The organism is Kocuria palustris (assembly GCF_016907795.1).
Classification (GTDB): Bacteria; Actinomycetota; Actinomycetes; order Actinomycetales; family Micrococcaceae; genus Kocuria; species Kocuria palustris.
This window is the reverse complement of sequence record NZ_JAFBCR010000001.1, coordinates 1,848,714-1,874,640: the sequence shown is the minus strand read 5'-3', so window position 1 is coordinate 1,874,640 and position 25,927 is coordinate 1,848,714. Positions and strand designations below refer to the sequence as shown.

The window sequence follows — 25,927 nt, the reverse complement described above, 5'->3', positions numbered from 1 at the left end:
CATGGCCCTCGCCTTCCGCTTCGCCGCCCGCTCGGATGTGGGCAGGATCCGCTCCAAGAACGACGACTCCGCCTACGCGGGTCGTCATCTCGCCGTCGTCGCCGACGGCATGGGCGGGCACGTCGGCGGTGACGTCGCCTCGGCATCGGCCGTGATCGACCTGACGCATCTGGACCGCGGCGGCTTCGGCGGCCACGCCGTGACCGAGCTCGCCGACGAGATCCAGAACGCCAACCAGAACCTCGCGGAGCTGGTGCGCCAGCAGCCGCGCCTGGCCGGCATGGGCACCACCGTGACCTCGCTGCTCATCGACGGCGATCAGATCGCCCTGTGCCACATCGGCGATTCCCGCGCCTACCGCCTGCGCGGCGACGCCTTCGAGCAGATCACCACCGACCACACCTTCGTGCAGCGCCTCATCGAGGAAGGCCGCCTGCGCCCGGAGGAGGCCGAGACCCACCCGCATCGCAACGTCCTGATGCGCGTCCTCGGCGATGTCGACGCCTCGCCGGAGCTCGAGGCCGAGGTCTACGACGCCGTCGTCGGCGAGCGCTGGCTGCTGTGCTCCGACGGGCTCAACGCGGTCATGAAGCCCGCGGCGATCGAGTCGCTGCTGCGCTCGGACGCCGAGCTCGACGAGATCGCCCAGACCCTGGTGCGCGCAACCCTCAAGCGCGGCGCCCCGGACAACGTCACGGTGGTCGTGCTCGAGGTCGTCGACGCCGCCGACCTCGAGTCCGCTGACACCGACCTGACCGGCGCGCTGCCGGATCCGGACGAGGCCCTGACCTCCGATCAGCTCACCGAACGGGCCCGCGCCTCCGCTCCCGCGCAGGAGCCCGAGGCCGTCACGGCGCCGGCACCGTGGGCTGCGTCCGCACAGAAGCAGCCCCAGGAGCCGCAGGACACCAGCGCGGCCGAGCTGCGCCGCGGTCTCGACGAGTTGCCGCATGTCCTGGTGGGTGCAGCGGCCAACGCCACGCAGACCGGCCGCATCCCCACCGTGAGCGGCTCCGCGGCCGCACGTCGTGCGACCCTCGTGCGGACCTCCGCCGCGGACTCCCTCACGGACATCTCCGAGGTCGACTCCGCCCTGCAGACCCGCAGCTCGCACCGGCGCGGCCGGATCATCGGCAGCGTCGTGGCGATCCTCGTGGTCGCCGCGCTCGTCGTTGCCGGGGCGCTGGCCTATGCATGGACCCGGGGGCAGTACTTCGTCGGCTCCGACGGCGACAACGTCGCGATCTACCAGGGGGTGGACCAGAGCCTCGGGCCCATCCAGCTCTCCGAGGTCCAGCAGTCCACGGACCTGGCGGTCGACGACCTCCCCGGCTACGCCCGCTCGCGAGTCGAGGACACGATCGCCGCCGATGACCTCGGCCACGCCGAGAGCATCGTGCTCGGGCTGCGCTCGGACGCCGCGCGCTCCGACCGCGAGCGCCAGGAGGCCGAGGACGAGGCGCAGGACTCGGCCAGCCGCGAGCCCTCGCCCGGCTCCACCGGCACCGTGAACTACCCCGAGTCCTCCAGAAGCGCCGATGAGGGAGGGGAGGGCTGATGTCGACCCAGGCCGCCGCCCCCGCACTCGGCACCGCCTCGCGGGAGCCGATCCAGCGCCGCAGGCGCGTGACCGAGCTCGTGCTGCTGCTGCTCGCGCTCGCCCTGGCCGTCGGGGCCAACTTCCTCGTGGACCCTGAGCGCTTCGCCGAGGACAGCGGGCATGTGCTGCGCACCGCGATTGTGCTGGGCGGCGGCTCCCTGCTCGTGCATGTCATCCTGTGGATCCGCGCCCCGTACGCGGATCCGTACATCCTGCCGATCGTCGTGACCCTCAACGGCCTCGGCCTGGCGATGATCCACCGGATCGACCTGCTGATGGACTCGGACGCCGCAGGCAGCCAGCTGCTGTGGACGGGCGTGGGCGTGGCCGCCGCTGCCGCGGTGCTCCTGCTGCTCAGGGACCACCGGGCGCTTCGCAAGGTGACCTACATCTCGCTGGTGGCCTCCGCCCTGCTGCTGATTCTGCCGCTGCTGCCCGGGCTCGGCACCGAGATCAACGGAGCACGGATCTGGATCTCCATCGGCGGGCGGACCTTCCAGCCCGGCGAGATCGCCAAGATCACCCTGGCGATGTTCTTCGCGGGCTACCTGTCCACGAACCGCGACGTCATCCTGCTGGCCGGGCCCAAGATCGGTCCCCTGCATCTGCCGCGCTTCCGGGATCTCGCGCCCCTGTTCGCCGCGTGGCTCGTGGCCATCGGGGTGCTCGTGCTGCAGCGCGACCTCGGCACCGCGATCCTGTTCTTCGGCCTGTTCGTGGCCATGCTCTACCTCGCCACCGGCCGCCTGAGCTGGATCATCCTGGGGCTGATCTTCGTGGCCGCCGGAGGCTTCGTGGCCTCTCAGACCTTCGGCCACGTCGCGGCCCGTCTCGACTCCTGGATCCACGCCTTCGATCCGGAGATCTACGACGCCCCCGTCGGCGGCTCGCGCCAGATCGTGCAGGGCCTGTTCGGCCTGGCCTCCGGCGGGCTGTTCGGCCAGGGCTGGGGCCAGGGCCGTCCCGATCTGGTCTCCTATGCCAATTCGGACATGATCATCACGGCCTTCGGCGAGGAGCTCGGGCTCATCGGCGTGTCCGCGATCCTCATCCTGTTCTTCCTGCTGGCCTCGCGCGGCTACCGGGCCTCGCTGGGCACCCCGGACACGTTCGGCAAGCTGCTCGCCGCCGGCCTGGCCTCGATCATGGTCATCCAGCTGTTCGTCGTCGTCGGCGGCGTGACCCGCGTGATCCCCCTGACGGGCCTGACCACGCCGTTCATGTCGGCAGGCGGCTCCTCGATGCTCTCGAACTGGATCATCGTGGCGCTGCTGCTCGCGATCTCGCATTCCGCTCGCCGCCCGATCGTGTACGGCCCGGCCAGCGACGAGGAGATCGCCGAGTTCGAGGCCCACGAGCAGGAGGAGGCCGAGCGGGCCAAGGCGGAGGAGGCCGCTCGTCTCGAGCGCGCCGAGCGCCGTCGCGCGCGTCGCGAGGAGCGCTCCGACGACGATCCCGAGGAGGAGGCCCCCGCAGGCTCGGCCGCTCGGCGAGCTTCGGGCCTGCCCGGGACGCAGAGCCGAGGCGGCTCCGGCCGAGCTCGCGAGCTGGCTCCCGAGGCCGGCTCCGAGGAGACCGAGGTCGTCCCGCTGGCCCGCAGCTCCCGGTCCGCAGCAGCTGATGCGGACGACGAGCCCACCGAGATCGGCACCCCCGACCCGGCCGCAGACCTGCGGCCCCGCCGCTCCGGCGGGTCAGCCCAGCGCCAGAGCCCGCAGGACAGCAGAGGAGGCAGGCCGTGAACCGCTCGATCCGTCACGTGTGGATGGCAGCCGTCGCCATGTTCGCGGTGCTGCTGCTGGCCCTGACGTCCATCATGTTCTTCCAGCAGCGCTCGCTCGCAGCCGACCCCTGGAACACCCGCACCCTGTACGAGCAGTTCGGCAGGGACCGCGGCTCGATCCTGGCAGGCGGCGAGGAGATCGCCCGCTCGGTGCCCACCGAGGGCGACTACGCCTTCGCCCGGGAGTACCCGCAGGGCGATCTCTACTCCGAGGTCACCGGGTACTTCTCCCCCGTCTACGGCGCCACGGCGCTCGAGCAGGAGATGGGCGATGAGCTCTCCGGCTCCTCGGACGACCAGTTCTACAACCGGGTGATGTCCACGCTGTCCGGCGAGCAGCAGACGGGCGCCTCGGTCGAGACCACGCTGGATCCCGAGCTGCAGCAGATCGCCCACGATTCGCTCCAGGGCCGCCAGGGCGCCATCGTGGCGATCGAGCCTGACACCGGCCGGATCCTGGCCATGGCATCCTCGCCGGGGTTCGACCCCAACAAGATGTCCTCGCACGACACCGAGTCCGTGATGGCCGCCTCGGAGGCCTACAGCAGCGATCCGGCCCAGCCTCTGGTCAATCGCACGATCGGCGGCGATCTCTACGCCCCGGCCTCCACGTTCAAGCTGATCGACACCGTCGCGGCCCTGGAGTCCGGCGAGTACACGACCGACACCGAGATCCCGAACCCCCAGGAGCTCGAGCTGCCCGGCACGAGCATCACCCTGCCGAACTACCGCGGCGGCCCGTGCGATGCTCGCGACGTGGCCGACCTGCAGTTCGCCCTCGAGAACTCCTGCAACGTGCCGTTCGCCCAGGTCGCCATGGACCTCGGCGAGGACCGGATCGCCCAGACCGCGGAGAACTTCGGCTACGGCCAGGGCCTCGACATCCCCATGTCCGTGACGCCGTCCAGCTTCCCGGAGGGCATGACCGACGCCGAGCTCGCCATGGCCTCGATCGGGCAGTACGACGTCCGCTCAACCCCCATGCAGGTCGCCATGATCTCGGCGGCCCTCGGCAACGACGGCGTCCTGATGAAGCCCCAGCTCGTGGACCAGGTCCGCTCCTCGGACCTGTCGGTGATCCAGGACTTCGAGCCCGAAGAGCTGAACCAGGCGACCTCTGCGGATGTCGCTGACACCCTGGAGGATCTGATGGTCTCCGACGTGGACAATGGAATCGCCCGCGGCGCCGCGGTGCCCGGCCACTCGGTGGCGGGCAAGACCGGCACCGCGGAGATCGGCTCCGAGACGGGCCTCACGGACTCCTGGTTCACCGGCTTCGCGCCCGCGGATGATCCGGAGATCGCGATCGCCGTCGTGTTCGAGGACGTGGACACCACCACGGCCTCCACGCTGACGTCCCCCACTGCACAGCGCATGTTCGAGGAGGTGCTCACCCGATGAGGCCCTCCAAGAAGACTGTCCTCGGCGGCCGGTACGCCCTGACCGATCGGATCGCGATCGGCGGCATGGGCGAGGTGTGGAAGGCGAAGGACCAGGTCCTGGGCCGCACCGTCGCGGTGAAGATCCTCAAGGATGAGTACAACGGCGACCCGAGCTTCCTCCAGCGCTTCCGCGCCGAGGCTCGGCATACCGCGCTGCTCAATCACCCGGGTGTGGCCAACGTCTACGACTACGGCGAGGACGACGGCTCCGCCTACCTCGTCATGGAGCTGGTCCCGGGTGAGCCGCTGTCGAACCTGATCGACCGCGATCGCCGCCTGCCCGTGGACGATGTCCTGAACTACATCGGGCAGACGGCCCGGGCGCTGGCCGCCGCGCACGCGCAGGGTCTCGTGCACCGCGACGTCAAGCCCGGCAACCTGATGATCACGCCGGAGAAGCGCGTGAAGGTCACCGACTTCGGGATCGCCCGTGTGGCCGATCAGGTCCCGCTGACGGCCACGGGCCAGGTCATGGGCACCGCCCAGTACCTGGCTCCCGAGCAGGCCACCGGTCAGACCGCCACCGGCTCCTCGGACATCTACTCGCTGGGCATCATCGGCTACGAGTGCCTGGCCGGAAAGCGCCCGTTCACCGGCGATTCGCAGATCGCGATCGCCCTGGCGCAGGTCAACGACCCGCCCCCGCCGCTGCCCGAGGATGTCCCGCCGGGGCCGCGCGCGCTGATCATGTCCATGCTCGCCAAGGACCCGGCGGACCGCCCGTCCACGGCCGGTGCGGTGGCCAGCGCGGTGGACGCGATCCGACGAGACGACCTCGAGGCCGCCGTCGTGGCCGTTCCGGGCATGCGCCCCTTCCTGAACGGAGAGGTCTCCGGCCCCACAGGAGCCGACGCCAGGCCCGCGAGCTCCGCCGCTTCGGGCGAGCGCGCCCAGGAGGATTCCGCCGACGATTCCACCGCGGCCTTCGACACCGTCGACCCCGTGACCCCCGCGCCCTCGGGCCCCGATCGCACGGGCAACCCGGCGGCCCCGCGCAGCTCCTCGAGCGGCGGCTCCGGGTCCTCGAAGGCCGAAGGCGGCGGCTCGAGGACCGCGCCCATGCTCATCGGCGCCGTCATCGTCCTGACTCTCGTGGTGATCGGGCTGGCCGTCATGCTCGTCCTGGGCAGCGGGGGCGACGACTCGAGGACCCCGGAGGGGACCGTCTCGACCGCCGGCGCCTCGAGCGGGGCCGGGGGCGGGAGCGTCGAGGTCGTCGCCCAGGACCTGATCGGGCTGGACGTCGACGACGTCGTGGCCGATCTGACGAGCCGGGGGCTGAACGTGGAGCAGGTCGGCCAGGCCAGCAGCAGCCGCCCCGAGGGCGAGGTGCTCGCCGTCTCGCCGGCCGGCACCCTGAACCCCGGGGACACCGTGACCGTGACGCACTCGAGCGGCCCGGAGATGGCCACCCTGCCCGATGACCTGACCGGTCGCCCGGCGCAGGACGCCGCCGATGACATCACTGCCCTGGGCGTGAACGTGGACATCTACTACGAGGAGTCCGACGCGCAGGACGACGGCGACGTCGTCAGCTCGGACCCCGCCGAGGGCCAGGAGGTCGAGGTCGGCTCCTCGGTCGCCCTGACCGTCGCGGGCAGCGCCGATGACCAGACCTCCGCGGCATCCGCCGAGACCTCCCAGACCCGTGCCGCGTCGGAGCAGGGCCCCAGCCCCGACGCGCTCGACACCGAACAGAACGCAGCAGTTTCGGCCGACGCCTCCCCCGGCGCCGAGCAGTCCCTGCCCGTGGAAGGCTGATCATGGAGCAGTCCCCCATTCCCGAGCTGATCAACAACCGCTACGAGGTCAAGGAGACCATCGGACGCGGCGGCATGGCGACCGTCTACAAGGCCTCCGACCGGAGGCTCGGGCGCGACGTGGCCATCAAGGTGCTCAAGCCCGATCTCGCCCGCGACGACTCCTTCCAGGAGCGGTTCCAGCGGGAGGCGCAGGCGGTCGCCGGGCTGAACCACCACACGATCACCTCGGTGTACGACACCGGCGAGATCCCGCCGGACGTCCCCTCGGACGTCGCCTGCCCGTACATCGTCATGGAGTACGTGCCGGGCCAGACGCTTCGACAGCTGATCCGCGAGGATCGGCTCAGCACCGAGGACGCCGTGAATGCCATGGAGGGCATACTCGATGCCCTGGCCTACAGCCACCGCTCGGGCATCGTCCACCGCGATATCAAGCCCGCGAACGTGATCATCACCCCGGACGACCGGGTCAAGGTCATGGACTTCGGCATCGCCCGCGCCGTCGAGGACACCCAAGCCGCGCTCACCCAGACCCAGGCCGTGCTGGGCACCGCCCAGTACCTCTCCCCGGAGCAGGCTCGCGGCGAGAACGTCGATGCCCGCTCCGATCTCTACTCCGCGGCCTGCGTGTTCTTCGAGATGCTCACCGGCCGGGCGCCGTTCGTGGGCGAGGCCTCGGTGGACATCGCGGCCCAGCACGTCCGCGACGCCCCTCCCCAGCCCTCGAGCCTGGCGCCTCAGCTGCACCCGCAGTTCGACACGTTCATGCTCCAGGCGCTGGCCAAGCCGCGCGACTCCCGCTTCCAGTCCGCCGAGGAGATGCGCCGCGCCGTCGTCGAGCTGCGCGAGCCCGCACGGATCGACGCCACGACCATGACCCGTCCGATCGCCGCGACCGGAGCCGCCGCCGACGGCGCCGGTGAGCCTGCAGACGGTCCGCACACGGCCGTCACCCCGGCCGCAGCGGCCGGTCTCGGCGCGGCGGGCGGCGCTGCAGCCGCTGCGGCAGCGGCCGGCGGCTCCTCCCAGGGTCAGGCTGGGCAGGCAGCCCCCGTCTTCACGATCACGCCGTCCGCCGATGACCCGAGCACCGCCTCCGCGGCGGGCGGCGGCGGGTCGGGCTTCGATCCGGATGCCCCGCGCGGCGGTCGCACCCCAGCCTCGGACCGGGACCGCAAGCGCCGCAGCCCCCTGGTCTGGCTGATCCCCTTGCTCCTGCTGCTGGCGGCCGCGGCCGTCGCCGCGTTCCTGTGGCTCAACCGCGGCCCGGATCAGGTCGACGTCCCGGATGTCGTGGGACTCGAGGCCGATGACGCGCAGAACCAGCTCGAGGACGCCGGATTCGTGGTTGACACCGAGGAGGAGCTCAGCTCCGACGTCGAGCGCGACCACGTGATCTCCGTCGATCCCGGCGAGGGCACGGAGGTGGACGAGGGCTCCTCGGTCACGATCACCGTGTCCCAGGGCAGCGAGGCCGTGACGGTCCCCTCGGATCTCGAGGGCCAGTCGGAGAGCTACGCCCGCGAGATGATCTCCGCCGCCGGCCTCGAGGCCGCCGAGGAGACGCAGACCCGCAACTCCCCGACCGTCCCCGCGGACATGGTCGTGGCCACCGATCCGGAGGGAGGCTCGGAGGTCCCCCGCGACTCGTCCGTGGGACTCATCCTCTCCACCGGTCGCGTCACCGTCCCGGACGTCCTGGGCATGACGCAGTCCGAGGCCGCGGATCGGCTCGGCGCCGATGACACCCAGCTCGGCACCTCGGTGGCCGAGGAGCGGACCTCGGAGTATGCGGCCGGCACCGTCATCCGGCAGTCGGTGGAGGGCGGCCAGGACGTTACGCAGGGCAGCACCATCACGATCACCGTGGCGGTCGCACCCCCGGCTCCGCAGCCCACCACCCCTGAGGACGACGGCAGCGACGAGCCCACCTCGGAGCCGACCTCCGAGGAGCCCACGGAGGAGCCGACTCAGGAGCCCACGGAGGACGCCACCGAAGAGCCGACCGAGGAGCCCACGGAGGAGCCGACTCAGGAGCCCAGCTCCCCCGCTCCGACGGCGGACCGGCCCAGCAGCTCGAGCAGCTCCGGTTCGGGCGGCTCCTCCGCTTCGGGCGGTTCGTCCGGCTCCGGGGGCTCCTCCGGCTCCGGCGGCTCCAGCCGCGGCTCCGGCTCCGCTTCCAGCGGCTCGGCGGAGGACTCCGCAGCCCGTGCCGAGGAGGCCGGCAGCGCCGCCTCGAGCCCCTCGGAAGCCTGAGCGCAGACAGCGAAGCGGCCGCGGTCAGATCTGACCGGGGCCGCTTCGCTGTCTGCGCCGTCCGAGTCCGCGCTCAGCGCGCCAGCAGCGGGGAGAGATCCGCCGCCTTCTCGGCGGCGCCGGAGAGGCCGCACATCTCGAGCCAGTTGCCGAGCATGAGATGCCCGCCCTCGGTGAGCACGGACTCCGGATGGAACTGCACTCCATGGATGGGGGCACTGCGGTGAGACAGGCCCATGATGTGCCCGTCCTCGGTCCAGGCGGTGACCCGCAGGACCTCGGGGACGTCCTGCGCGGAGACCGACAGCGAGTGGTAGCGGGTCGCGATGAAGGGCGACGGGACGCCTGCGAAGATGCCGTCGTCCTCGTGGCTGACCTCGGAGGTCTTGCCGTGCATGAGCTGCTCCGAGTGCCCGACGGTCCCGCCGAAGACCTGGCCGAGCGACTGGTGTCCCAGGCACACCCCGAACAGGGGCTGGCCGGTGCGCTCCGCGCGTCGGACCAGGGAGGCGCACACCCCGGCCTCCGCAGGGGTGCCGGGCCCGGGAGAGAGCAGGACGCCGTCGTGCTGATCCGCCAGCTGCGCGATCTCGGTCTCGCTGAGATCGTCGTTGCGCACCACGGTGGTCTGCGCCCCCAGCTGCTGGAGGTACCCCACGAGGGTGTAGACGAAGCTGTCGTAGTTGTCGACGACGAGGATTTTCACGGTCACGGCGACCTCCTGAGGGCTGCGGATGCTCTGGCGTCCAGGCTACTGCTGCGACGAGGACGAGGTGTCCATGGTGATCTCGCCCTGCAGCGGCGAGAACTCCTCCTGCACCCAGAGGAAGACGTACTGCATCAGCGCGAGCACCACCAGCGCGATCAGGAGGACGGTGAGCATCGCCTTGACCGCGAAGGGGCCGGCCAGGCGGCAGAAGATCCAGGCGTACATGAGCTCTCCTGTCTCATTGTCCGTCGGCGTCGCGCTGGACGACGTCGGCGATCTCGGGGGGCGGCCCTGCGGAGTTCGGGCGCCACGACTCCAGCTGCGCGTGGACGATGATGCGCTCGGTGTCCCCGAAGCGCGGATTGCAGCTGGTCAGCGTCATGCAGCCGCCGTCGGCCGGCTCACCGGGCTCGCCCGGAACGGGGGCGATCTCGTCGGTCTGGGTGGGCAGCACGATCAGCGTCTCGGAGTACAGGTACGTGTAGTAGCCGTCAGCGGTGCGCACGTGGATGCGCTCGCCCTCCGTGAGGGCGTCGATGTGATCCAGCACCGCGCCGTTGGTCTGCCGGTGCCCAGCCACCGCGAAATTGCCCTCGTCGCCAGGCATGGCCGTGCCCGGGTAGTGGCCCAGGCCGAAGGTGTCGAGCACCTCTGAGGTCGTCCCCTTGATCACCGGCCGCGAGTAGCCCTCGCCGATCACGGAGATCACGGCTGCGATGCTGGAGGCAGGTCGTCGAGCCGCATGCGGCTGCGCGACTGTGCTCACGATGTTCCCTCGGGGGACGTCGCTCGCCGCGGCGACCGGGGGGGTGCGGAAGTGGGGAGCATCCCAGACGCTGAGGAGGCGCACAGGCGGTGCTTCAGAGCGCTGCCGATAGTATGGGCGGGTTCTCGGCCTGGTCGAAATCCATGACGGGGCCGCTTCGCGGGGCGACCCGCTGCGGCCAGGGCCACCACAGCAGGAGGTTGCATCCGTGTCCCAGTCCAAGAAGCGTCGGTTCCGCTCGGGGTCCTCCGCGGCCTCGAAGGCTGCCGGCTCGACCTCGTCCACGGCCGCCGTGGACGAGGAGCTCACCCGCCTGGCCGTCGAGGCCCTGCCGGAGGCCCAGCGGCGACGCTGGGAGCGCGACCAACGCGCCGCGGCCGCTACTCGGGACGCCCGCATCAGCTCGGGCGAGGAGCCCGATGACGAGCGCGATGCCGAGGAGCTCGCCGAGGAGATCAAGGTCTCCTCGCGCGCCACCGCCCCGGACGCCGATCCGACTCCCGTCTGGTACCAGGTGATCATGTTCGGTCTGATCGTCATCGGTCTGGCCTGGCTCATCCTGTGGTATCTGCTCGACTTCAGCTACCCCATCCCGGGCATCGGGTACTGGAATGTCGGCATCGGCATCGGTCTGATGATGATCGGGCTGCTGATGACCACGAGGTGGCGTTGACCCCGCAGCAGCCGCCGCAGGGCGGCCCCGAAGACGACCGCGAGCCCGAGCCCCTCAAGGACGAGATCGCCAAGGAGGCCCGCAGCTCCTCCCGCGGCGCTGCGCTGTTCGAGGTCCGCGTGCGTCGCCTCGTCCTGCTGCTGGTCGTCGCGATCCCGCTGATCGGGTGGATCGCCTCCTCCCTGCGCTGAGCCGACCGCGCCCCTCGGGAGCTGCCGCAGACGACGAAGCGCCCGTCACCGGAGGGATCCGGTGACGGGCGCTTCGTCCTTGCGCGCTGCGCAGCCTGCGTCCGCCGGGAGGGGGGCAGACAGACGGCGCGGCGGGTCTCAGGCCTGGGGAGCGGTGAAGGCCACGTCCAGGTTGAGCACGACCTTGTCGGAGACCAGGACGCCGCCGGCCTCGATGGCCGCGTTCCAGGTCAGCCCGAAGTCCTTGCGGGAGATCGTGGTGGTGGCCTCGAAGCCGGCGCGGGTGGTCTCGAAGGCGTCCACGACCACGCCGTTGAACTCGGTGTCGAGCTCGACCGTGCGGGTCACGCCGTTGATCGTGAGCTCGCCGGTGATGGTGCCCTCCCCGCCGCCGAGCTGGATGCTCGTGGAGTGGAAGGTGATCTCCGGCTTGTTCTCGACGTCGAAGAAGTCGGCGGTGCGCAGGTGGGCGTCGCGGCTCTCGTCGCCGGTGTCGATCGAGGCGGTCTTGATGACGGCGTCGATGCTGGAGTCCTCGACCTGCTCGGCGACGACGAAATCTGCGGTGACATCGTGGAACGAGCCGCGGACCTTGGAGATGCCGGCGTGGCGGACCACGAAGCCGACCTCCGAGTGGGCGGGGTCGAAGGTCCAGGTGCCGGGGGTGAGGCGATCGAGAGTGCTCATGGGATTCCTCCTGTCAGCAACGGCTGTGCCGCTGCGCGTCGGTCCGCCGGTGCGGGCTTCCGCAACCAGCTGCTTGATATGTCACCCAACCTACGCGCACCTGGCGTGACATGTCAACCATCTGGAGCGGATTGAGCCCTGCTACTGCGGCGAGGCTCTCTGACCTGGGCAGATGCTCAGATCTGGTACTCGGCGACCGTGGACTCCGACAGGCTGTGGAACTGACGCTGGTGATAGACCAGCGGGGCCCCGGCAGGCTCGGACCCGAGGATCTCGAGCACGCCGCAGTTGAAGACCAGGGCCGGGCCGGCCTTGATGCGGGCCAGGGGCTCCACGCGCATCACGCGGCCGACGTCCGTGAGCAGCGGCTCCCCGGTCGGAAGCTGCCGCCAGTTCATGGCGTCGCCGAAGCGCGGCGCACCGTGGGTCGCGAAGGCACGGGCGATCGCGACGTTGGAGGCGTCCAGCAGATGTACGAGCAGCGTGTCCGCCTCGGCGACGAGGGCCGCGGAGCCGCGACGGGCCTGCAGCGAGAAGCCGATGATGGGCGGATCGGCGGAGACCGAGGACAGCGACGATGCGGTGAGTCCCACCGGGCCGTCGGGCCCCTCCGCCGTGATCACCGCCACGCCTGCCGGGTGACTGCCGAAGATCGCTCCGAATCCGCCCTTGAGGCTCGTGGTGTCCTCGAGCCGCGACGGGGGCACCACGAAGTCCGCGAGCTGCTCGGTGCGCTCCTCGGCCTCCCGCCCCTCCTCCACGGTGCTGACGCTGTCCTGCTGCGACATCTGACTCCTTACTCCTGCGATATGCCCCTGGCGTGGCCTCTTCGCAGACGACGGGCGCGATCCCGCTCGCTGCGCTCCCCGCGGCAGGAGCGCTGAGGCTCCCCGGATCAGCCCTGCTGACCCAGCATTCGTCTCAGACTTGCACAAGTGCGGGGCCCGGCGGTTCGCCTGCTTCACAAAGCACAACACGGGCCTGCCCTCCGAAGATTCCTCGGTGCATGGCAAGGCGCAGCGCAGGCCGCGCGCCGCCTCAGCTGTCCAGCCCGTGGAACCCTCTGCCCCAGTGGACCAGGGGACCGGCCTGGCCCTGACTGGTGGAGGCGCCCTGCTCACCGCCCCGCCCCATGGCCACGACTCGGCCGACGACGAGCATGTGCGTGGCGGCCGGGTGGATCTGCTGCGTCTCGAGCTCGAACCATGCCAGTGCCCCATCCAGCACGGCGGCGCCGCCCACGGGCGAGCGGCGGAAGCCCACCCCGTCCAGCAGACCGTCGACGGGGTTGCCCGGCGAGGCCAGCCAGGTCGCGGTCGGTTCCTGCTCCCGGCGGAGGACGCTCAGCGTCCAGGTGGGCGAGGACTCGACGGCTTCGCAGATCCGTGCCTCATCGAACAGGCTCACAGCCATGGTGGGCGGATCGTAGGAGATGTCGAGCCAGCCCGTGACGGTCACGGCGTGGTCCCGCCGCCGGTGCCGCGCAGCCACGACGGCCACGCCCGAAGCCAGCTCCTCGGCCAGCAGCCGGTAGCCGTCCGTGAACGCCTCGGTCCCGGGCTCGGCCCGGACGCTGTGCGGTGGGGTCTCGATCTCCATCTGCTGCTCCCTTGTCTGCCTCCGTCGATCGCCGGTCAGCGTCTATCGCCGCCGGTGGCATCGGCGGCCATCGCTCGCTTGCGCTGCACCTGAGGCCCGCGCCCCGGCTTTCCTGGCACGTTGGATCGGATCGTGATGTTCAGCCGACCGCCGTGACGCAACCCGAGCGCCGGGTCGCCCGTTCCCGGGCGGATGGCCGGCACCCCATGGAAGGCCCACCGCGACTGCCGCCCGAAGACGAAGAGGTCTCCGCTGCGCAGCACGATGTCCTGGTAGGGCCGGCCGCGGGATTCCGTATTGCCAAGGCGGAAGATGCACGAGTCCCCGAGGGAGAGGGACACGATCGGCTCCGGGCCCGCTTCATCAAGGTCCTGATGCTGTCCCATCCGCGCCGATGCGTCGTAGTAGTTCACGAGCGCGGTGGTCGGCTCGAACGACGAGGCCTCCGGAGCCTCTTCCCCGTACGCCGCAGCAACCCCACGACGACCGAGATGCCACAGCGCCTCGGGCAGCCGCTGTCCCACGGCGGCTTCATCGTCAGGGGTGCTGCCCTCCGCCGCGGCACGGCGGTCACCGGAGGCCGGCCGCGGGGACTTCGGCCCCCCAGCCGCCGCTCCCCTCTCGGGCGATGAGATCGTCGGGGCCCACGGCAGCTCCCAGGTGCGGCCCAGCACCGTGGACTGCACGGACATCACTCCGCCGGTGGAGGTCGTGTAGCGGCGCATGCGGTGATCGCCTCGCGACCACCCTCGGCACTGCGCCACGAGCTCGGCCTGCTCCTGCGTGCTGAGCCAGTCCGGGACATGAACGGCTCCGGGTGCGACCTCTCGAGCCTCCCGCGGCAGATCGAACAGCTCCGGACCTCCGGGGCCCCTGAGCCGACTCACCCTGCTCACCCGCTCCACCTCCCTGCCCGCGGACTCCTGGACGCGCCCCTCCGGACGCAGTCCACGGCCTGCCGCTCCGGCCCCAGACCGGTCTCGCTTCGATGTGCCCGAGGCTATCCGTGTCCACCGACAGCACAGCAGCCCCGCACTGGTCCTGCATAGGCTGGAGACAGGACCACAAGAAGCGCCGGCCCGTCGAGGACCGCACGCTCCAGCACCGACGCGCAAAGCCGCAGGAGGCCGCATCATGAGCTCACAGGAGCGCAGCATCGAGATCGACGACACCGTCATCGCCTTCACGGATCAGGGCAGCGGACCGGTCATCGTCCTGCTGCACGGGCACGCCTACGACCGTTCCATGTGGAACGCCCAGGTCCCCGCGCTCGTCGAGGCCGGCTGGCGGGTCATCGCACCGGACCTGCGCGGATTCGGCGACTCGGCGGTGACCGAGGGCATCGTCTCCACAGAGGAGTTCTCGAACGACCTGGCCCTGCTGCTGGATGAGCTGGGCGTGGAGACCGCCGTCGTGCTCGGATTCTCGATGGCCGGGCAGATCGCCATGCAGTTCGCCCACGACCACGCGGACCGTCTTCGCGGGCTGGTCATCTGCGACACCGTTCCGGAGGCGGAGGACCGCGCCGGACGACGACGCCGCAATGTGGGCGCCGACGCCATCCTCGCTGACGGCATGGACGCCTATGCCGAGAAGGTCCTGAGCGTGATGGTCTCGCCTCAGACCATCGAGCAGAAGCCGGAGACCGCCGAAGCCGTGCGAGCCATGATCGCCGCAGCCCCCGCCGAGGGCTCTGCGGCCTCCATGCGCGGGCGTGCGTCGCGTCAGGACTTCAGGCAGCTGCTGCCTGCGCTGCATCTCCAGAGCCTGGTGATCGTCGGAGAGGACGACGCCTTCGACAACGGGGCCGGCCAGCGCATGGCGGAGGCCCTCCCCCAGGGCCGCCTGGTGACCATCCCCGGTGCCGGGCATACTCCGCCCATGGAGACGCCTCAGGAGTTCACGGACGCCCTCGTGAGCTTCCTGAGCCAGCTCGACTGAGCTGAAGGATCCCCGACATCAGCTCGGCCAGCCGGTGCGGTCCCTGTCGGTGATCTCCCGGAGCACTCGCGCAGGGACGCCCGCGGCCACGCTGCGAGCCGGCTGGTCCGAGGTGACCACGCTGCCCGATCCGATGACCGCCCCGTCGCCGATGCTGACTCCTGGGTTGATGACCACGGAGCCGCCGATCCACACCTGATCCCCGATGCGCACGGGCCGTACCATGCAGGCACCGGCGGCGCGCTCATCGGGGTCCAGCGCATGGTTGGTGGTGAAGATGCTCGTCCTCGTCCCGATCCTCTCACCGCCCCTCCCCGCCCCGTTCGCCCCGTTACCTTTTCGGCGGCGCCTGGATCGTCCAGGATGAGCAGGTGCCGGCCAGCCGGTCCTCGGCATGATCGTTGCCCCCAGTCGTCCATGATCCGGGGGGTGTTGTCACCGAGGACCGGTCTGGTGATCACGGATCGCTGATAGAGGCGGGGTCCCCCTCACGAGGGTCTTTGTAACGTGGATGCCGAGCGTGATCACCACAGGGCTGGCCAGCACACCCATGGCCCGACCAGCCCAGGAGCAACCGCCATGACCACCCCAACCCCGGCCGTGTACATCGGCCTCGACGTCGGCAAATCCGACCACCACGCCGTCGCCCTCACCACCGCTGGCGAAAGGGTCTACGACAAGGCACTGCCCAACGACGAAACCCGGCTGCGGGCCATCCTCGACGACCTCGCCGCAGCCCACGGGCCCGTGCTGCTCGTGGTCGACCAGCCGGCCACGATCGGTGCCCTGCCCGTGGCCGTGGCGCAGTCCTGCGAAGACGTGGAAGTGGCCTACCTGCCCGGGCTGGCGATGCGCCGGATCGCAGACCTGCACCCGGGCTCGGCCAAGACCGATGCCCGTGATGCCGCGATCATCGCCGAAGCAGCACGCACCATGCCCCACACCCTGCGGGCTATCCGTGTGGATGATGAGCAGATCGCTGAGCTGGCCATGCTCGCTGGCGCCGATGATGATCTCGCCGCTCAGATCACCGCTTCCTCCAACCGGCTGCGCGGGCTGCTGACCCAGATCCACCCCGCCCTGGAGCGCGTGCTGGGACCGAGGATCACGCACCCGGCAGTAGCGGATCTGCTAGGCCGGTACCCGACCCCGGGCAAGCTCAAGACCGCCGGGCCCGGGCACGTGCGCGCCCGGCTGCGCAAGCACGCACCCCGACTGGCGAACACTCTGACGGAGGAGATCTTCGAAGCCCTGGCCCAGCAGACCGTCGTGGTCGCTGGCACCGAGGCCGCAGCCACCGTCGTGCCGATCCTGGCCGAGCAGCTCGCCGGGCTGCTCCAGCAGCGGGCCAGGCTGGCCACCCAGGTGGAGGCTGTCGTGGAGGCCCACCCTCTTCATCCGGTCCTGATCTCGATGCCCGGTATCGGGGTCAGGACCGCAGCACGGATTCTCACCGAAGTCGTGGGCAAGGACTTCGCCGATGCCGGGCACCTGGCCTCCTACGCCGGCATCGCCCCCGTCACCCGCCGCTCAGGGACCTCGATCCGCGGCGAGCACGCACCCCGCGGAGGCAACAAGCGCCTGAAGCGCGCCCTGTTCCTCTCGGCCTTCGCCTCACTGCACCACGGCCCCTCGAGGGCCTACTACGACCGAAAACGAGCCCAGGGCAAGCGCCACAACCAAGCGCTGATCGCCCTGGCGCGCCGCCGCACTGACGTGCTCTACGCGATGCTGCGGGATGGCACCCTGTACGAAGACCCGACCACGCCTCCGGCGTCGTCGTCAGTCGCTCTGGCGGCTTGACGAAAACCATAGAGGCACCCCCCTGCCACCGCGCGCGAGTGGATTCCCAGTTGCGTTGAGGGCCCCCATAGCGCAACCAAATATCCACTCGGCAAGGGTGTGGACGTCTCCCAGTACAGCAGGGGCAGCACATGTCGATACTTGCCTGCCGGGCAGTCCCTCAGCCCTCGCTAAGACTCAGGCTGGCTACTGCCCGGGGGGGCTCGAGTGGACGCCCATTTGCGTTGAGACCCCCAACAGCGCAATCAACTATCCACTCGGCGCGGGGAGGAAGAGCCCCGTAGGCCGAGTGGATCCCCAATTGCGCTGAGGACCCCGATAGCGCAATCAGGTATCCACTCGGCGGGCGGGGCGAGGCCTGTCTGGGCATGCGAAAAGAGGCCGACCGCGACTCGACCCATCCACACCCTCACGGTGAAGACAAGGAGTCAGCGATCAGCCTCTCTCCGTACAAATAATTGCGGCGGCGACCTACTCTCCCACACCCATCAGAGTGCAGTACCATCGGCGCTGTGAGCCTTAGCTTCCGGGTTCGGGATGGGACCGGGCGTTTCCCTCACGCTATAACCACCGCAAACCTGCCACCACCACACACCGCAGTGCGCGTGGAAACCTGTTCACGAACCTACCACCCACCACCACCAACCCCGCCAACGGGAACCAGATGGTTGTGGGACGGTGTTGTTCCAAAACCGTACAGTGGACGCGAAACACGCTGCTATTCACACCCCAAACGGGGCTGCAAGACATGTTGTGTGTGTGAAGATCATCGGCTTATTAGTACTGGTCAGCTCCACGAGTCGTCAGTCCTCGCTACCACATCCAGCCTATCAACCCAGTAGTCTCCTGGGAGCCTCACCCCCACAAAGGAGGAAGGAAATCTCATCTCGAAGCAAGCTTCCCGCTTAGATGCTTTCAGCGGTTATCTCTCCCGAACGTAGCCAATCAGCCATGCACCTGGCGGTACAACTGACATACCAGAGGTTCGTCCGTCCCGGTCCTCTCGTACTAAGGACAGACCTTCTCAAATTTCCAACGCGCGCAGCGGATAGGGACCGAACTGTCTCACGACGTTCTGAACCCAGCTCGCGTGCCGCTTTAATGGGCGAACAGCCCAACCCTTGGGACCAACTCCAGCCCCAGGATGCGACGAGCCGACATCGAGGTGCCAAACCATGCCGTCGATATGGACTCTTGGGCAAGATCAGCCTGTTATCCCCGAGGTACCTTTTATCCGTTGAGCGACGGCCATTCCACAATGTACCGCCGGATCACTAGTCCCGACTTTCGTCCCTGCTCGAGCCGTCACTCTCACAGTCAAGCTCCCTTGTGCACTTGCACTCAACACCTGATTGCCAACCAGGCTGAGGGAACCTTTGGGCGCCTCCGTTACTCTTTAGGAGGCAACCGCCCCAGTTAAACTACCCATCAGGCACTGTCCCTGACCCGGATCACGGGCCGAAGTTAGATATCCAGAGCGACCAGAGTGGTATTTCAACAACGACTCCACGAACACTGGCGTGTCCGCTTCACAGTCTCCCACCTATCCTACACAAGCCGCACCGAACACCAATACCAAACTATAGTAAAGGTCTCGGGGTCTTTCCGTCCTGCTGCGCGTAACGAGCATCTTTACTCGTACTGCAATTTCGCCGAGTTCATGGTTGAGACAGCGGGGAAGTCGTTACTCCATTCGTGCAGGTCGGAACTTACCCGACAAGGAATTTCGCTACCTTAGGATGGTTATAGTTACCACCGCCGTTTACTGGGGCTTAAATTCTCCGCTTCGACTTGCGTCTAACAGGTCCTCTTAACCTTCCAGCACCGGGCAGGAGTCAGTCCGTATACATCGTCTTACGACTTCGCACGGACCTGTGTTTTTGATAAACAGTCGCTTCCCCCTGGTCTCTGCGACCCTTACCCCCTCCACACCGCAAGGGCATGTCAGGGTCCGGGCCCCCCTTCTCCCGAAGTTACGGGGGCATTTTGCCGAGTTCCTTAACCATGATTCTCTCGAACGCCTTAGTATTCTCTACCTGATCACCTGTGTCGGTTTGGGGTACGGGCGGCTAGAACCTCACGTCGATGCTTTTCTCGGCAGCATAGGATCACCGAATCCCCCACCAAAGGGGTCCCATCACGTCTCAAGCTATATGAGCCACGGATTTACCAATGACTCGCCCTACACGCTTAGACCAGGACTACCATCGCCTGGCTCGGCTACCTTCCTGCGTCACACCTGTTAACACGCTTACCTCCCTGGATCAGGTCCCACGCATCCCACCACAACCACACACCACAAAGTGGCGCATGAGAAACGGGTGGAACCGGTGGTTAGTATCCCCAGTTCAGTATGGGCGGTTCTTCGCCGGTACGGGAATATCAACCCGTTGTCCATCGACTACGCCTGTCGGCCTCGCCTTAGGTCCCGACTCACCCGGGGCAGATTAGCTTGACCCCGGAACCCTTGATCATTCGGCGGACGGGTTTCTCACCCGTCATTCGCTACTCATGCCTGCATTCTCACTCGAACAGGCTCCACCACTCGGTCACCCGGCAGCTTCACCACCCGCTCGACGCTCCCCTACCCAACACACACAAAACCATTACAGTCACCACACAGCACCCGAACCACAACACCAAAGGTGTCCCGGCCACGAGTGGTGCACGGAAATGTGCATTGCCACGACTTCGGCGGTGTACTTGAGCCCCGCTACATTATCGGCGCGGAATCACTTGACCAGTGAGCTATTACGCACTCTTTCAAGGATGGCTGCTTCTAAGCCAACCTCCTGGTTGTCTGAGCAACTCCACATCCTTTCCCACTTAGCACACGCTTAGGGGCCTTAGTCGGTGGTCTGGGCTGTTTCCCTTTCGACTATGAAGCTTATCCCCCACAGTCTCACTGCCGTGCTCTCACTTACCAGCATTCGGAGTTTGGTTGACGTCAGTAACCCGTTGGGGCCCATCAGCCATCCAGTAGCTCTACCTCTGGCAAGAAACACACGACGCTGCACCTAAATGCATTTCGGGGAGAACCAGCTATCACGAAGTTTGATTGGCCTTTCACCCCTACCCACAGCTCATCCCCTCCATTTTCAACTGAAGTGGGTTCGGTCCTCCACGCGCTCTTACACGCGCTTCAACCTGGCCATGGGTAGATCACTTCGCTTCGGGTCTAGATCACGCCACTCAACGCCCTCTTCAGACTCGCTTTCGCTACGACTACCCCACACGGGTTAACCTCGCGACATGACACTAACTCGCAGGCTCATTCTTCAAAAGGCACGCCGTCACCCCAAAAGGCTCCGACGGCTTGTAGGCACACGGTTTCAGGTACTATTTCACTCCCCTCCCGGGGTGCTTTTCACCTTTCCCTCACGGTACTGGTCCGCTATCGGTCATCAGGTAGTATTCAGGCTTACCAGGTGGTCCTGGCAGATTCACACGAAGTTTCACGGGCTCCGTGCTACTCGGGAAACACCACGCGCGGCAGCAATGATTTCGTCTACGGGACTCACACCCTCTACGGCACACCACTCAAGATGATTCGACTATCACGCTGCACTCACACGACCCAGCCGGCAGACCGGGCACTGATGCTCCCACAACCCCGCCCATGCAACCCCTGCCGGGTATCACACACAGACGGTTTAGCCACTTCCGCTTTCGCTCGCCACTACTCACGGAATCACTGTTGTTTTCTCTTCCTGCGGGTACTGAGATGTTTCACTTCCCCGCGTTCCCCCCTGCACCCTATGTATTCAGATACAGGTCATCGCCCTCACAGACGACGGGGTTTCCCCATTCGGAAATCCTCGGATCACAGCCCGCTTATCGGCTCCCCGAGGCATATCGCAGATTGCCACGTCCTTCATCGGCTCCTGATGCCAAGGCATCCACCGTGCGCCCTTAGTAATCTTCAAACAGACACACAAAAATATTCTCACATAAAGAATAAGATGCTCGCGTCCACTATACAGTTCTCAAACAACACCAGCCGCCCCCCTCACCACACACACCGTGCGCAACTACCTGAAGCAAGCCACAGAACACACACCCAACCACCACACCCCCACCCACAAAGGCACAGGGACCACGGTGACGGGGCCTGTTGTTCCAGGACCCGACAGTGCACCAAACCACCAACCGTCAACAGCACCCACGCACCAAGCAAGCACGCAGACACCAGACAGTGATCAGACACCCACCACAACCCGAAGGTCGCACCGGCTGCCTCGTCCGCTGATATTCCACCCATGAGCACGAACCCACCACCGGGCCCTCGAAACGGGCCAGGTGCAGCGGGTCTCACCAAAACAACCCCCACACCAAGTAAGCGGTGTGCGGGCGGGCCGCCACACGGCGACCAAAGTGAAGCTCCTTAGAAAGGAGGTGATCCAGCCGCACCTTCCGGTACGGCTACCTTGTTACGACTTAGTCCCAATCGCCAGTCCCACCTTCGACGGCTCCCTCCACAAGGGTTGGGCCACCGGCTTCGGGTGTTACCGACTTTCGTGACTTGACGGGCGGTGTGTACAAGGCCCGGGAACGTATTCACCGCAGCGTTGCTGATCTGCGATTACTAGCGACTCCGACTTCATGAGGTCGAGTTGCAGACCTCAATCCGAACTGAGACCGGCTTTTTGGGATTAGCTCCACCTCACAGTATCGCAACCCTTTGTACCGGCCATTGTAGCATGCGTGAAGCCCAAGACATAAGGGGCATGATGATTTGACGTCATCCCCACCTTCCTCCGAGTTGACCCCGGCAGTCTCCCATGAGTCCCCACCATCACGTGCTGGCAACATGGAACGAGGGTTGCGCTCGTTGCGGGACTTAACCCAACATCTCACGACACGAGCTGACGACAACCATGCACCACCTGTATACCGACCCCAAAGGGGAAGAACCATCTCTGGAACGATCCGGTATATGTCAAGCCTTGGTAAGGTTCTTCGCGTTGCATCGAATTAATCCGCATGCTCCGCCGCTTGTGCGGGCCCCCGTCAATTCCTTTGAGTTTTAGCCTTGCGGCCGTACTCCCCAGGCGGGGCACTTAATGCGTTAGCTACGGCGCGGAAAACGTGGAATGTCCCCCACACCTAGTGCCCAACGTTTACGGCATGGACTACCAGGGTATCTAATCCTGTTCGCTCCCCATGCTTTCGCTCCTCAGCGTCAGTAACAGCCCAGAGACCTGCCTTCGCCATCGGTGTTCCTCCTGATATCTGCGCATTCCACCGCTACACCAGGAATTCCAGTCTCCCCTACTGCACTCTAGTCTGCCCGTACCCACTGCACACCCGGGGTTAAGCCCCGGGCTTTCACAGCAGACGCGACAAACCGCCTACGAGCTCTTTACGCCCAATAATTCCGGACAACGCTTGCGCCCTACGTATTACCGCGGCTGCTGGCACGTAGTTAGCCGGCGCTTCTTCTGCAGGTACCGTCACTTGTGGCTTCTTCCCTGCTGAAAGAGGTTTACAACCCGAAGGCCGTCATCCCTCACGCGGCGTCGCTGCATCAGGCTTTCGCCCATTGTGCAATATTCCCCACTGCTGCCTCCCGTAGGAGTCTGGGCCGTGTCTCAGTCCCAGTGTGGCCGGTCACCCTCTCAGGCCGGCTACCCGTCGTCGCCTTGGTGAGCCATTACCTCACCAACAAGCTGATAGGCCGTGAGCCCATCCAAGACCAGTAAACCCTTTCCACACACCACCATGCGGTGACATGTAGCATCCAGTATTAGACCCAGTTTCCCGGGCTTATCCCAGAGTCAAGGGCAGGTTACTCACGTATTACTCACCCGTTCGCCACTCATCCACACCAGCAAGCTGGTGCTTCAGCGTTCGACTTGCATGTGTTAAGCACGCCGCCAGCGTTCGTCCTGAGCCAGGATCAAACTCTCCGTTGAAAAACGAAAAACCATACCTGGCTGGAATCAAAATAAGATCGCCAGCACGTCACGGGAACGAGACGCACTGACGCATCAGCTGATCCAACCAAACAAAAAATTGCTTGAACTGGTATCAACAGACAATTTGGCACACTATCGAGTTCTCAAACAACAGACGATCAACCAGCCCGTTTCACCAGGCCCGCGAAGATCAGTTCCTTCAGCCGCCGCAGTTCACGAGACCCGAACCTTCGTTCATCTCTCGTTCACCGTTGTGCGGCCAGATCATCATACTCGCTTCACCCGCTCTTCACAACCCGGCCCCTTCGATCCGATCCCCCACGCCCACGCAGTGCAGGGCGAAGCGATCTGCTCGATCGAGCCGTTCAATGGTTGTGTCGACGCAGGATCATCCGGATCGGTGATCCTGCCGCTGCGCCGCACCGGTTCGAACCGGCGGGCCGCTCGCGGCGACAGAGAAGAACATTACACACCCCCTGGGCCGCTCGCAAACCCGTGAGGCCCGCAGTGACGGGCCTCACCTGGGCCGAGTCCCGGTCTTCGTCGCGCAGCGGGCCGATTCGCCCGCACCTGCACCGGGCCACGCGGCTGCGCGCTGCCCACTCGGCTTCTCCACCGCGATGGACGCCAGCCGGCCCTTGGTCGTCTATACGATGGATCCCGTGAAGGACCTGCTGCCCCTGGAGACGGACCGCCTCTTCTTCCGCCGCTTCAGCGAGTCGGATCTGGAGGCCATGCACGCCTACCAATCACGTGAGGACTACGCGCAGCACGCCTGGCGCGGACCTCGCTCGTGGGAGCACTCGGAGCGGGTCATCGCCGAGCATCGCGGGCCGAGGGCCTTCCTCCACGACGGGGACACCATCCGCTATGCCTTCAGCGCGCACGACGACCCGGAGGCGCTCTACGGGGAGATCGTGCTGACGCTCGTGGACGCCGAGTCGCGCCAGATCGAGATGGGCTGGGTGGTCAGCCCCGACCATGCAGGCAGAGGCTATGCAGGCGAGGCTGCGATCGCCGCGATCGACGCCTGCTTCGAGCGATTGGACGCCCACCGCGTGTTCGCGCGCCTGGATGCGCTGAACCACAGCTCCATCAAGGTCTGCGAGCGCATCGGCATGCGCAGGGAGGCGGAGCTGCGCGAATCGCACCTGCAGCTGGGCGAATGGCGCACGGAGCTCATCTACGCCGCGCTGCGCTCCGACCGGATCAGCGCGGACTGACCTGCCGGTTCGCGCGGCGGTCGCGGAGGAACTCCACCTGCGGCCAACCTCCTGACCCGACATGGGCCCGCCCCGTGGATCGGGCTGTTCTACGCCCTCGGGCGCAGCCGCTGTCGGACGTCGCCGCTCGGGTCCCCGGTCCGTCAACGCGCTGAGCGTCGGGATTCCATCTCCAGCAGCTCCTGCTTGCGCTCGATGCCGCCGGCATAGCCGGTCAGCGCCCCTGTAGAGCTGAGCACCCGGTGGCACGGCACGATCACCGACCACGGATTCCGGCCCACCCCCTGTCCCACCGCCTGGGTCATCCCGGGATTGCCGAGCTGCTGCGCCAACGCGCCGTAGGTGGTGGTGGTCCCGAACGGGATCTCCTGCAGCGCCTTCCACACCCGCGGGCGCAGGGGCTGCGGCCGGTCGTCGAGGGTCAGCGGCAGATCGAAGCCGCGTCGCCGACCGGCGTACCAGTCTTCGAGCTGCTCCTGCGCCTCGCTCAGCAGGGCATGATCACCCTCCATGCCGAGGGTCTCGTCGTCCGGGAAGTGCTTCTGGTCCTCGAACCAGCATCCCGTGATCGCAGGCCGGCCGTCGTGCGGGCCGACAGCCACGACCATGCGCCCGAGCGGCGTCTCCACCCAGCGGTGCATGCGCGCCACGGGCTCCGGCAGCTCCATGCCGCGCGGAGGCGCAGGAGTCGGCTCGGGGATTCGTCGGGCGGCGCGCCCGGAGGTGTCGAAGTCGCTCATGAGCACCATGGTGCGTTCATGTCCCCGCACGCGCAACGGCCGGGCCCTCCGCAGCGGAGGGCCCGGCCGTCGTCGTGGAATTCCGGCCGCCGTGCACGACGGGTGCCGGAGGATCCGGTCTCAGCTGAGGATCGGGATCTGCATGGGGTACTTGTACGCCAGGCCCTTGTTCGCCTGCATGGCGCCGAGGACGGCGAACACGATCGACAGGATGCCCAGGAAGGGAAGCAGGAAGAGGGCCAGGCCGAGGGTGGGAATGGCCAGGATCCAGATCACGACGTTGAGCGCGAACACGATGACGTTGAAGTTGAAGGCGCCCGCGGAGGCATTGCGCACCAGCGGGTCGCGGTCCTTGAAGATGAACCAGATGATCAGCGGTGCTGCGAATCCGATCCAGCCGGCCGAGAACAGGAACAGCACCGGAGCTGCGATGTGGGAGATCAGCGCCCAGGTCCGGGCGTCCGAGGGGCTCAGCGGCTGCCCGCCCTGCTGGAAGGTGGCCTGCCCGTAGTTGCCCTGGGCCGTGTACTGCTGTCCGCCGCCCTGCGGCTGGTCGTAGGCGCCCTGGCCTCCGTAGTCCGGATGCTGGCGCTGCTGCCCGGCTCCGGGGTAGCTGTAGCCCGGCTGCCCGTAGCCCTGCTGCGCGCCGGGGTCCCCGGAGGGCTGGCTGCCCGGCTGGCTCTGGTTCGGGCCCCACGACGGCTGCCCGGACTGCTGGCGGTCGCCGCCCTGCCCGAACGAGGGGGCCTCGTGCTGCTGTCCGCCCGGGGCGTTGCGGCCGTCCGATCCGGAGGCCGGGTTCTGGGGATCCTGCGAGCTCATGAAGGCTCCTT

20 protein-coding genes and 3 rRNA genes are annotated in these 25,927 nt (G+C 67.2%); 10 read left to right on the top strand and 13 right to left on the bottom strand.

The window, feature by feature from the left end; all coding sequences use genetic code 11:
• Window position 1: 1 nt before the first annotated feature.
• Genes JOE55_RS08360 through pknB form a run of 5 tightly spaced genes read left to right on the top strand, consistent with a single transcriptional unit; the run spans window position 2 to window position 8,844 of the window.
• Window positions 2–1,558 carry a PP2C family protein-serine/threonine phosphatase gene (locus tag JOE55_RS08360; protein WP_204782616.1) on the top strand — a complete coding sequence of 519 codons (1,557 nt, stop codon included), beginning with the start codon at window positions 2–4 and terminating at the stop codon, window positions 1,556–1,558.
• Window positions 1,558–3,342, top strand: coding sequence for an FtsW/RodA/SpoVE family cell cycle protein (locus JOE55_RS08355; RefSeq protein WP_204782615.1), 1,785 nt, complete (start codon window positions 1,558–1,560; stop codon window positions 3,340–3,342). The genes JOE55_RS08360 and JOE55_RS08355 overlap by 1 nt, the downstream gene beginning before the upstream one ends.
• Entirely contained in the window at window positions 3,339–4,784 is a 1,446-nt protein-coding gene (locus tag JOE55_RS08350) for a peptidoglycan D,D-transpeptidase FtsI family protein (protein WP_061711839.1), read from the top strand. The genes JOE55_RS08355 and JOE55_RS08350 overlap by 4 nt, the downstream gene beginning before the upstream one ends.
• On the top strand, window positions 4,781–6,586 hold the full coding sequence (locus JOE55_RS08345; RefSeq protein ID WP_204782614.1) for a protein kinase domain-containing protein: 1,806 nt from the start codon (window positions 4,781–4,783) through the stop codon (window positions 6,584–6,586). The genes JOE55_RS08350 and JOE55_RS08345 overlap by 4 nt, the downstream gene beginning before the upstream one ends.
• A gap of 2 nt (window positions 6,587–6,588) precedes the next feature.
• Complete coding sequence (pknB, locus tag JOE55_RS08340) at window positions 6,589–8,844, top strand: Stk1 family PASTA domain-containing Ser/Thr kinase (RefSeq protein ID WP_204782613.1); 2,256 nt, start codon at window positions 6,589–6,591, stop codon at window positions 8,842–8,844.
• 73 nt (window positions 8,845–8,917) lie between these two features.
• Here pknB and JOE55_RS08335 read toward each other — a convergent pair whose 3' ends face one another.
• Genes JOE55_RS08335 through JOE55_RS13445 form a run of 3 tightly spaced genes read right to left on the bottom strand, consistent with a single transcriptional unit; the run spans window position 8,918 to window position 10,262 of the window.
• Window positions 8,918–9,556: an aminodeoxychorismate/anthranilate synthase component II gene (locus JOE55_RS08335; protein WP_006215683.1), complete on the bottom strand. Its 639-nt coding sequence runs from the start codon at window positions 9,554–9,556 to the stop codon at window positions 8,918–8,920.
• A gap of 39 nt (window positions 9,557–9,595) precedes the next feature.
• Complete coding sequence (locus JOE55_RS08330) at window positions 9,596–9,778, bottom strand: hypothetical protein (RefSeq protein WP_204782612.1); 183 nt, start codon at window positions 9,776–9,778, stop codon at window positions 9,596–9,598.
• Between the two features lie 13 nt (window positions 9,779–9,791).
• Window positions 9,792–10,262 (bottom strand): sortase, encoded by a 471-nt coding sequence (locus JOE55_RS13445; protein ID WP_338125463.1) that lies wholly within the window; start codon window positions 10,260–10,262, stop codon window positions 9,792–9,794.
• A gap of 265 nt (window positions 10,263–10,527) precedes the next feature.
• Between JOE55_RS13445 and JOE55_RS13130 the strand changes: the two genes are divergently transcribed.
• Both JOE55_RS13130 and JOE55_RS08315 read left to right on the top strand, forming a co-directional pair.
• The gene (locus tag JOE55_RS13130; protein ID WP_271404678.1) at window positions 10,528–10,992 is read left to right on the top strand and encodes a cell division protein CrgA; all 465 of its coding nucleotides are present in this window, start codon (window positions 10,528–10,530) and stop codon (window positions 10,990–10,992) included.
• On the top strand, window positions 10,989–11,183 hold the full coding sequence (locus JOE55_RS08315; RefSeq protein WP_204782610.1) for a hypothetical protein: 195 nt from the start codon (window positions 10,989–10,991) through the stop codon (window positions 11,181–11,183). Before JOE55_RS13130 ends, JOE55_RS08315 begins: the two co-directional genes overlap by 4 nt.
• A 138-nt stretch (window positions 11,184–11,321) precedes the next feature.
• On the opposite strand, the gene JOE55_RS08310 is transcribed toward JOE55_RS08315, so the two are convergent.
• The 4 genes from JOE55_RS08310 to JOE55_RS08295 all read right to left on the bottom strand — a co-directional run bounded on the left by JOE55_RS08310 (window position 11,322) and on the right by JOE55_RS08295 (window position 14,365).
• Window positions 11,322–11,870, bottom strand: coding sequence for a YceI family protein (locus tag JOE55_RS08310; protein WP_006215678.1), 549 nt, complete (start codon window positions 11,868–11,870; stop codon window positions 11,322–11,324).
• Window positions 11,871–12,046: 176 nt separating this feature from the next.
• Complete coding sequence (locus tag JOE55_RS08305) at window positions 12,047–12,658, bottom strand: flavin reductase family protein (protein WP_204782609.1); 612 nt, start codon at window positions 12,656–12,658, stop codon at window positions 12,047–12,049.
• Window positions 12,659–12,908: 250 nt separating this feature from the next.
• On the bottom strand, window positions 12,909–13,469 hold the full coding sequence (locus JOE55_RS08300; RefSeq protein ID WP_061711117.1) for a flavin reductase family protein: 561 nt from the start codon (window positions 13,467–13,469) through the stop codon (window positions 12,909–12,911).
• Between the two features lie 35 nt (window positions 13,470–13,504).
• Window positions 13,505–14,365 (bottom strand): alpha-ketoglutarate-dependent dioxygenase AlkB, encoded by an 861-nt coding sequence (locus JOE55_RS08295; RefSeq protein WP_314302340.1) that lies wholly within the window; start codon window positions 14,363–14,365, stop codon window positions 13,505–13,507.
• 238 nt (window positions 14,366–14,603) lie between these two features.
• Between JOE55_RS08295 and JOE55_RS08290 the strand changes: the two genes are divergently transcribed.
• Window positions 14,604–15,410: an alpha/beta fold hydrolase gene (locus tag JOE55_RS08290; RefSeq protein ID WP_204782607.1), complete on the top strand. Its 807-nt coding sequence runs from the start codon at window positions 14,604–14,606 to the stop codon at window positions 15,408–15,410.
• An 18-nt stretch (window positions 15,411–15,428) separates the two neighbouring features.
• Here JOE55_RS08290 and JOE55_RS13125 read toward each other — a convergent pair whose 3' ends face one another.
• On the bottom strand, window positions 15,429–15,623 hold the full coding sequence (locus JOE55_RS13125) for a DapH/DapD/GlmU-related protein (protein WP_024289310.1): 195 nt from the start codon (window positions 15,621–15,623) through the stop codon (window positions 15,429–15,431).
• Window positions 15,624–15,989: 366 nt separating this feature from the next.
• Here JOE55_RS13125 and JOE55_RS08280 point away from each other — a divergent pair, with 366 nt between their 5' ends.
• Window positions 15,990–17,213 (top strand): IS110 family RNA-guided transposase, encoded by a 1,224-nt coding sequence (locus JOE55_RS08280; protein ID WP_193215170.1) that lies wholly within the window; start codon window positions 15,990–15,992, stop codon window positions 17,211–17,213.
• Window positions 17,214–17,671: 458 nt separating this feature from the next.
• Here JOE55_RS08280 and rrf read toward each other — a convergent pair.
• From rrf to JOE55_RS08265, 3 genes are all read right to left on the bottom strand, one after another.
• Window positions 17,672–17,788: ribosomal RNA gene (gene rrf, locus JOE55_RS08275) — 5S ribosomal RNA — on the bottom strand.
• Between the two features lie 182 nt (window positions 17,789–17,970).
• Window positions 17,971–21,139 (bottom strand): 23S ribosomal RNA (locus JOE55_RS08270).
• A 462-nt stretch (window positions 21,140–21,601) separates the two neighbouring features.
• A 16S ribosomal RNA gene (locus tag JOE55_RS08265) occupies window positions 21,602–23,128 on the bottom strand.
• The 16S, 23S and 5S rRNA genes sit together here, the layout of an rRNA operon.
• A 641-nt stretch (window positions 23,129–23,769) precedes the next feature.
• On the opposite strand from JOE55_RS08265, the gene JOE55_RS08260 reads away from it, so the two are divergent.
• A complete protein-coding gene (locus JOE55_RS08260) occupies window positions 23,770–24,354 on the top strand; it encodes a GNAT family N-acetyltransferase (protein WP_235444551.1) in 585 nt (194 codons plus the stop codon).
• 143 nt (window positions 24,355–24,497) lie between these two features.
• On the opposite strand, the gene JOE55_RS08255 is transcribed toward JOE55_RS08260, so the two are convergent.
• Both JOE55_RS08255 and JOE55_RS08250 read right to left on the bottom strand, forming a co-directional pair.
• Window positions 24,498–25,094 (bottom strand): methylated-DNA--[protein]-cysteine S-methyltransferase, encoded by a 597-nt coding sequence (locus JOE55_RS08255; RefSeq protein WP_239546542.1) that lies wholly within the window; start codon window positions 25,092–25,094, stop codon window positions 24,498–24,500.
• A gap of 120 nt (window positions 25,095–25,214) precedes the next feature.
• On the bottom strand, window positions 25,215–25,916 hold the full coding sequence (locus JOE55_RS08250; RefSeq protein WP_204782605.1) for a DUF4870 domain-containing protein: 702 nt from the start codon (window positions 25,914–25,916) through the stop codon (window positions 25,215–25,217).
• Window positions 25,917–25,927: the final 11 nt, after the last annotated feature.

Bases quoted from the DNA above. Each gene is read 5' to 3' on its own strand.
- JOE55_RS08300 (WP_061711117.1), bottom strand. From the start codon at position 13,469: ATGGAGATCGAGACCCCACCGCACAGCGTCCGGGCCGAGCCCGGGACC.
- JOE55_RS08280 (WP_193215170.1), top strand. From the start codon at position 15,990: ATGACCACCCCAACCCCGGCCGTGTACATCGGCCTCGACGTCGGCAAA.
- JOE55_RS08345 (WP_204782614.1), top strand. From the start codon at position 4,781: ATGAGGCCCTCCAAGAAGACTGTCCTCGGCGGCCGGTACGCCCTGACC.
- JOE55_RS08255 (WP_239546542.1), bottom strand. From the start codon at position 25,094: ATGAGCGACTTCGACACCTCCGGGCGCGCCGCCCGACGAATCCCCGAG.
- JOE55_RS08305 (WP_204782609.1), bottom strand. From the start codon at position 12,658: ATGTCGCAGCAGGACAGCGTCAGCACCGTGGAGGAGGGGCGGGAGGCC.
- pknB (WP_204782613.1), top strand. From the start codon at position 6,589: ATGGAGCAGTCCCCCATTCCCGAGCTGATCAACAACCGCTACGAGGTC.
- JOE55_RS08310 (WP_006215678.1), bottom strand. From the start codon at position 11,870: ATGAGCACTCTCGATCGCCTCACCCCCGGCACCTGGACCTTCGACCCC.
- JOE55_RS08360 (WP_204782616.1), top strand. From the start codon at position 2: ATGGCCCTCGCCTTCCGCTTCGCCGCCCGCTCGGATGTGGGCAGGATC.
- JOE55_RS08290 (WP_204782607.1), top strand. From the start codon at position 14,604: ATGAGCTCACAGGAGCGCAGCATCGAGATCGACGACACCGTCATCGCC.
- JOE55_RS08355 (WP_204782615.1), top strand. From the start codon at position 1,558: ATGTCGACCCAGGCCGCCGCCCCCGCACTCGGCACCGCCTCGCGGGAG.
- JOE55_RS08250 (WP_204782605.1), bottom strand. From the start codon at position 25,916: ATGAGCTCGCAGGATCCCCAGAACCCGGCCTCCGGATCGGACGGCCGC.
- JOE55_RS08330 (WP_204782612.1), bottom strand. From the start codon at position 9,778: ATGTACGCCTGGATCTTCTGCCGCCTGGCCGGCCCCTTCGCGGTCAAG.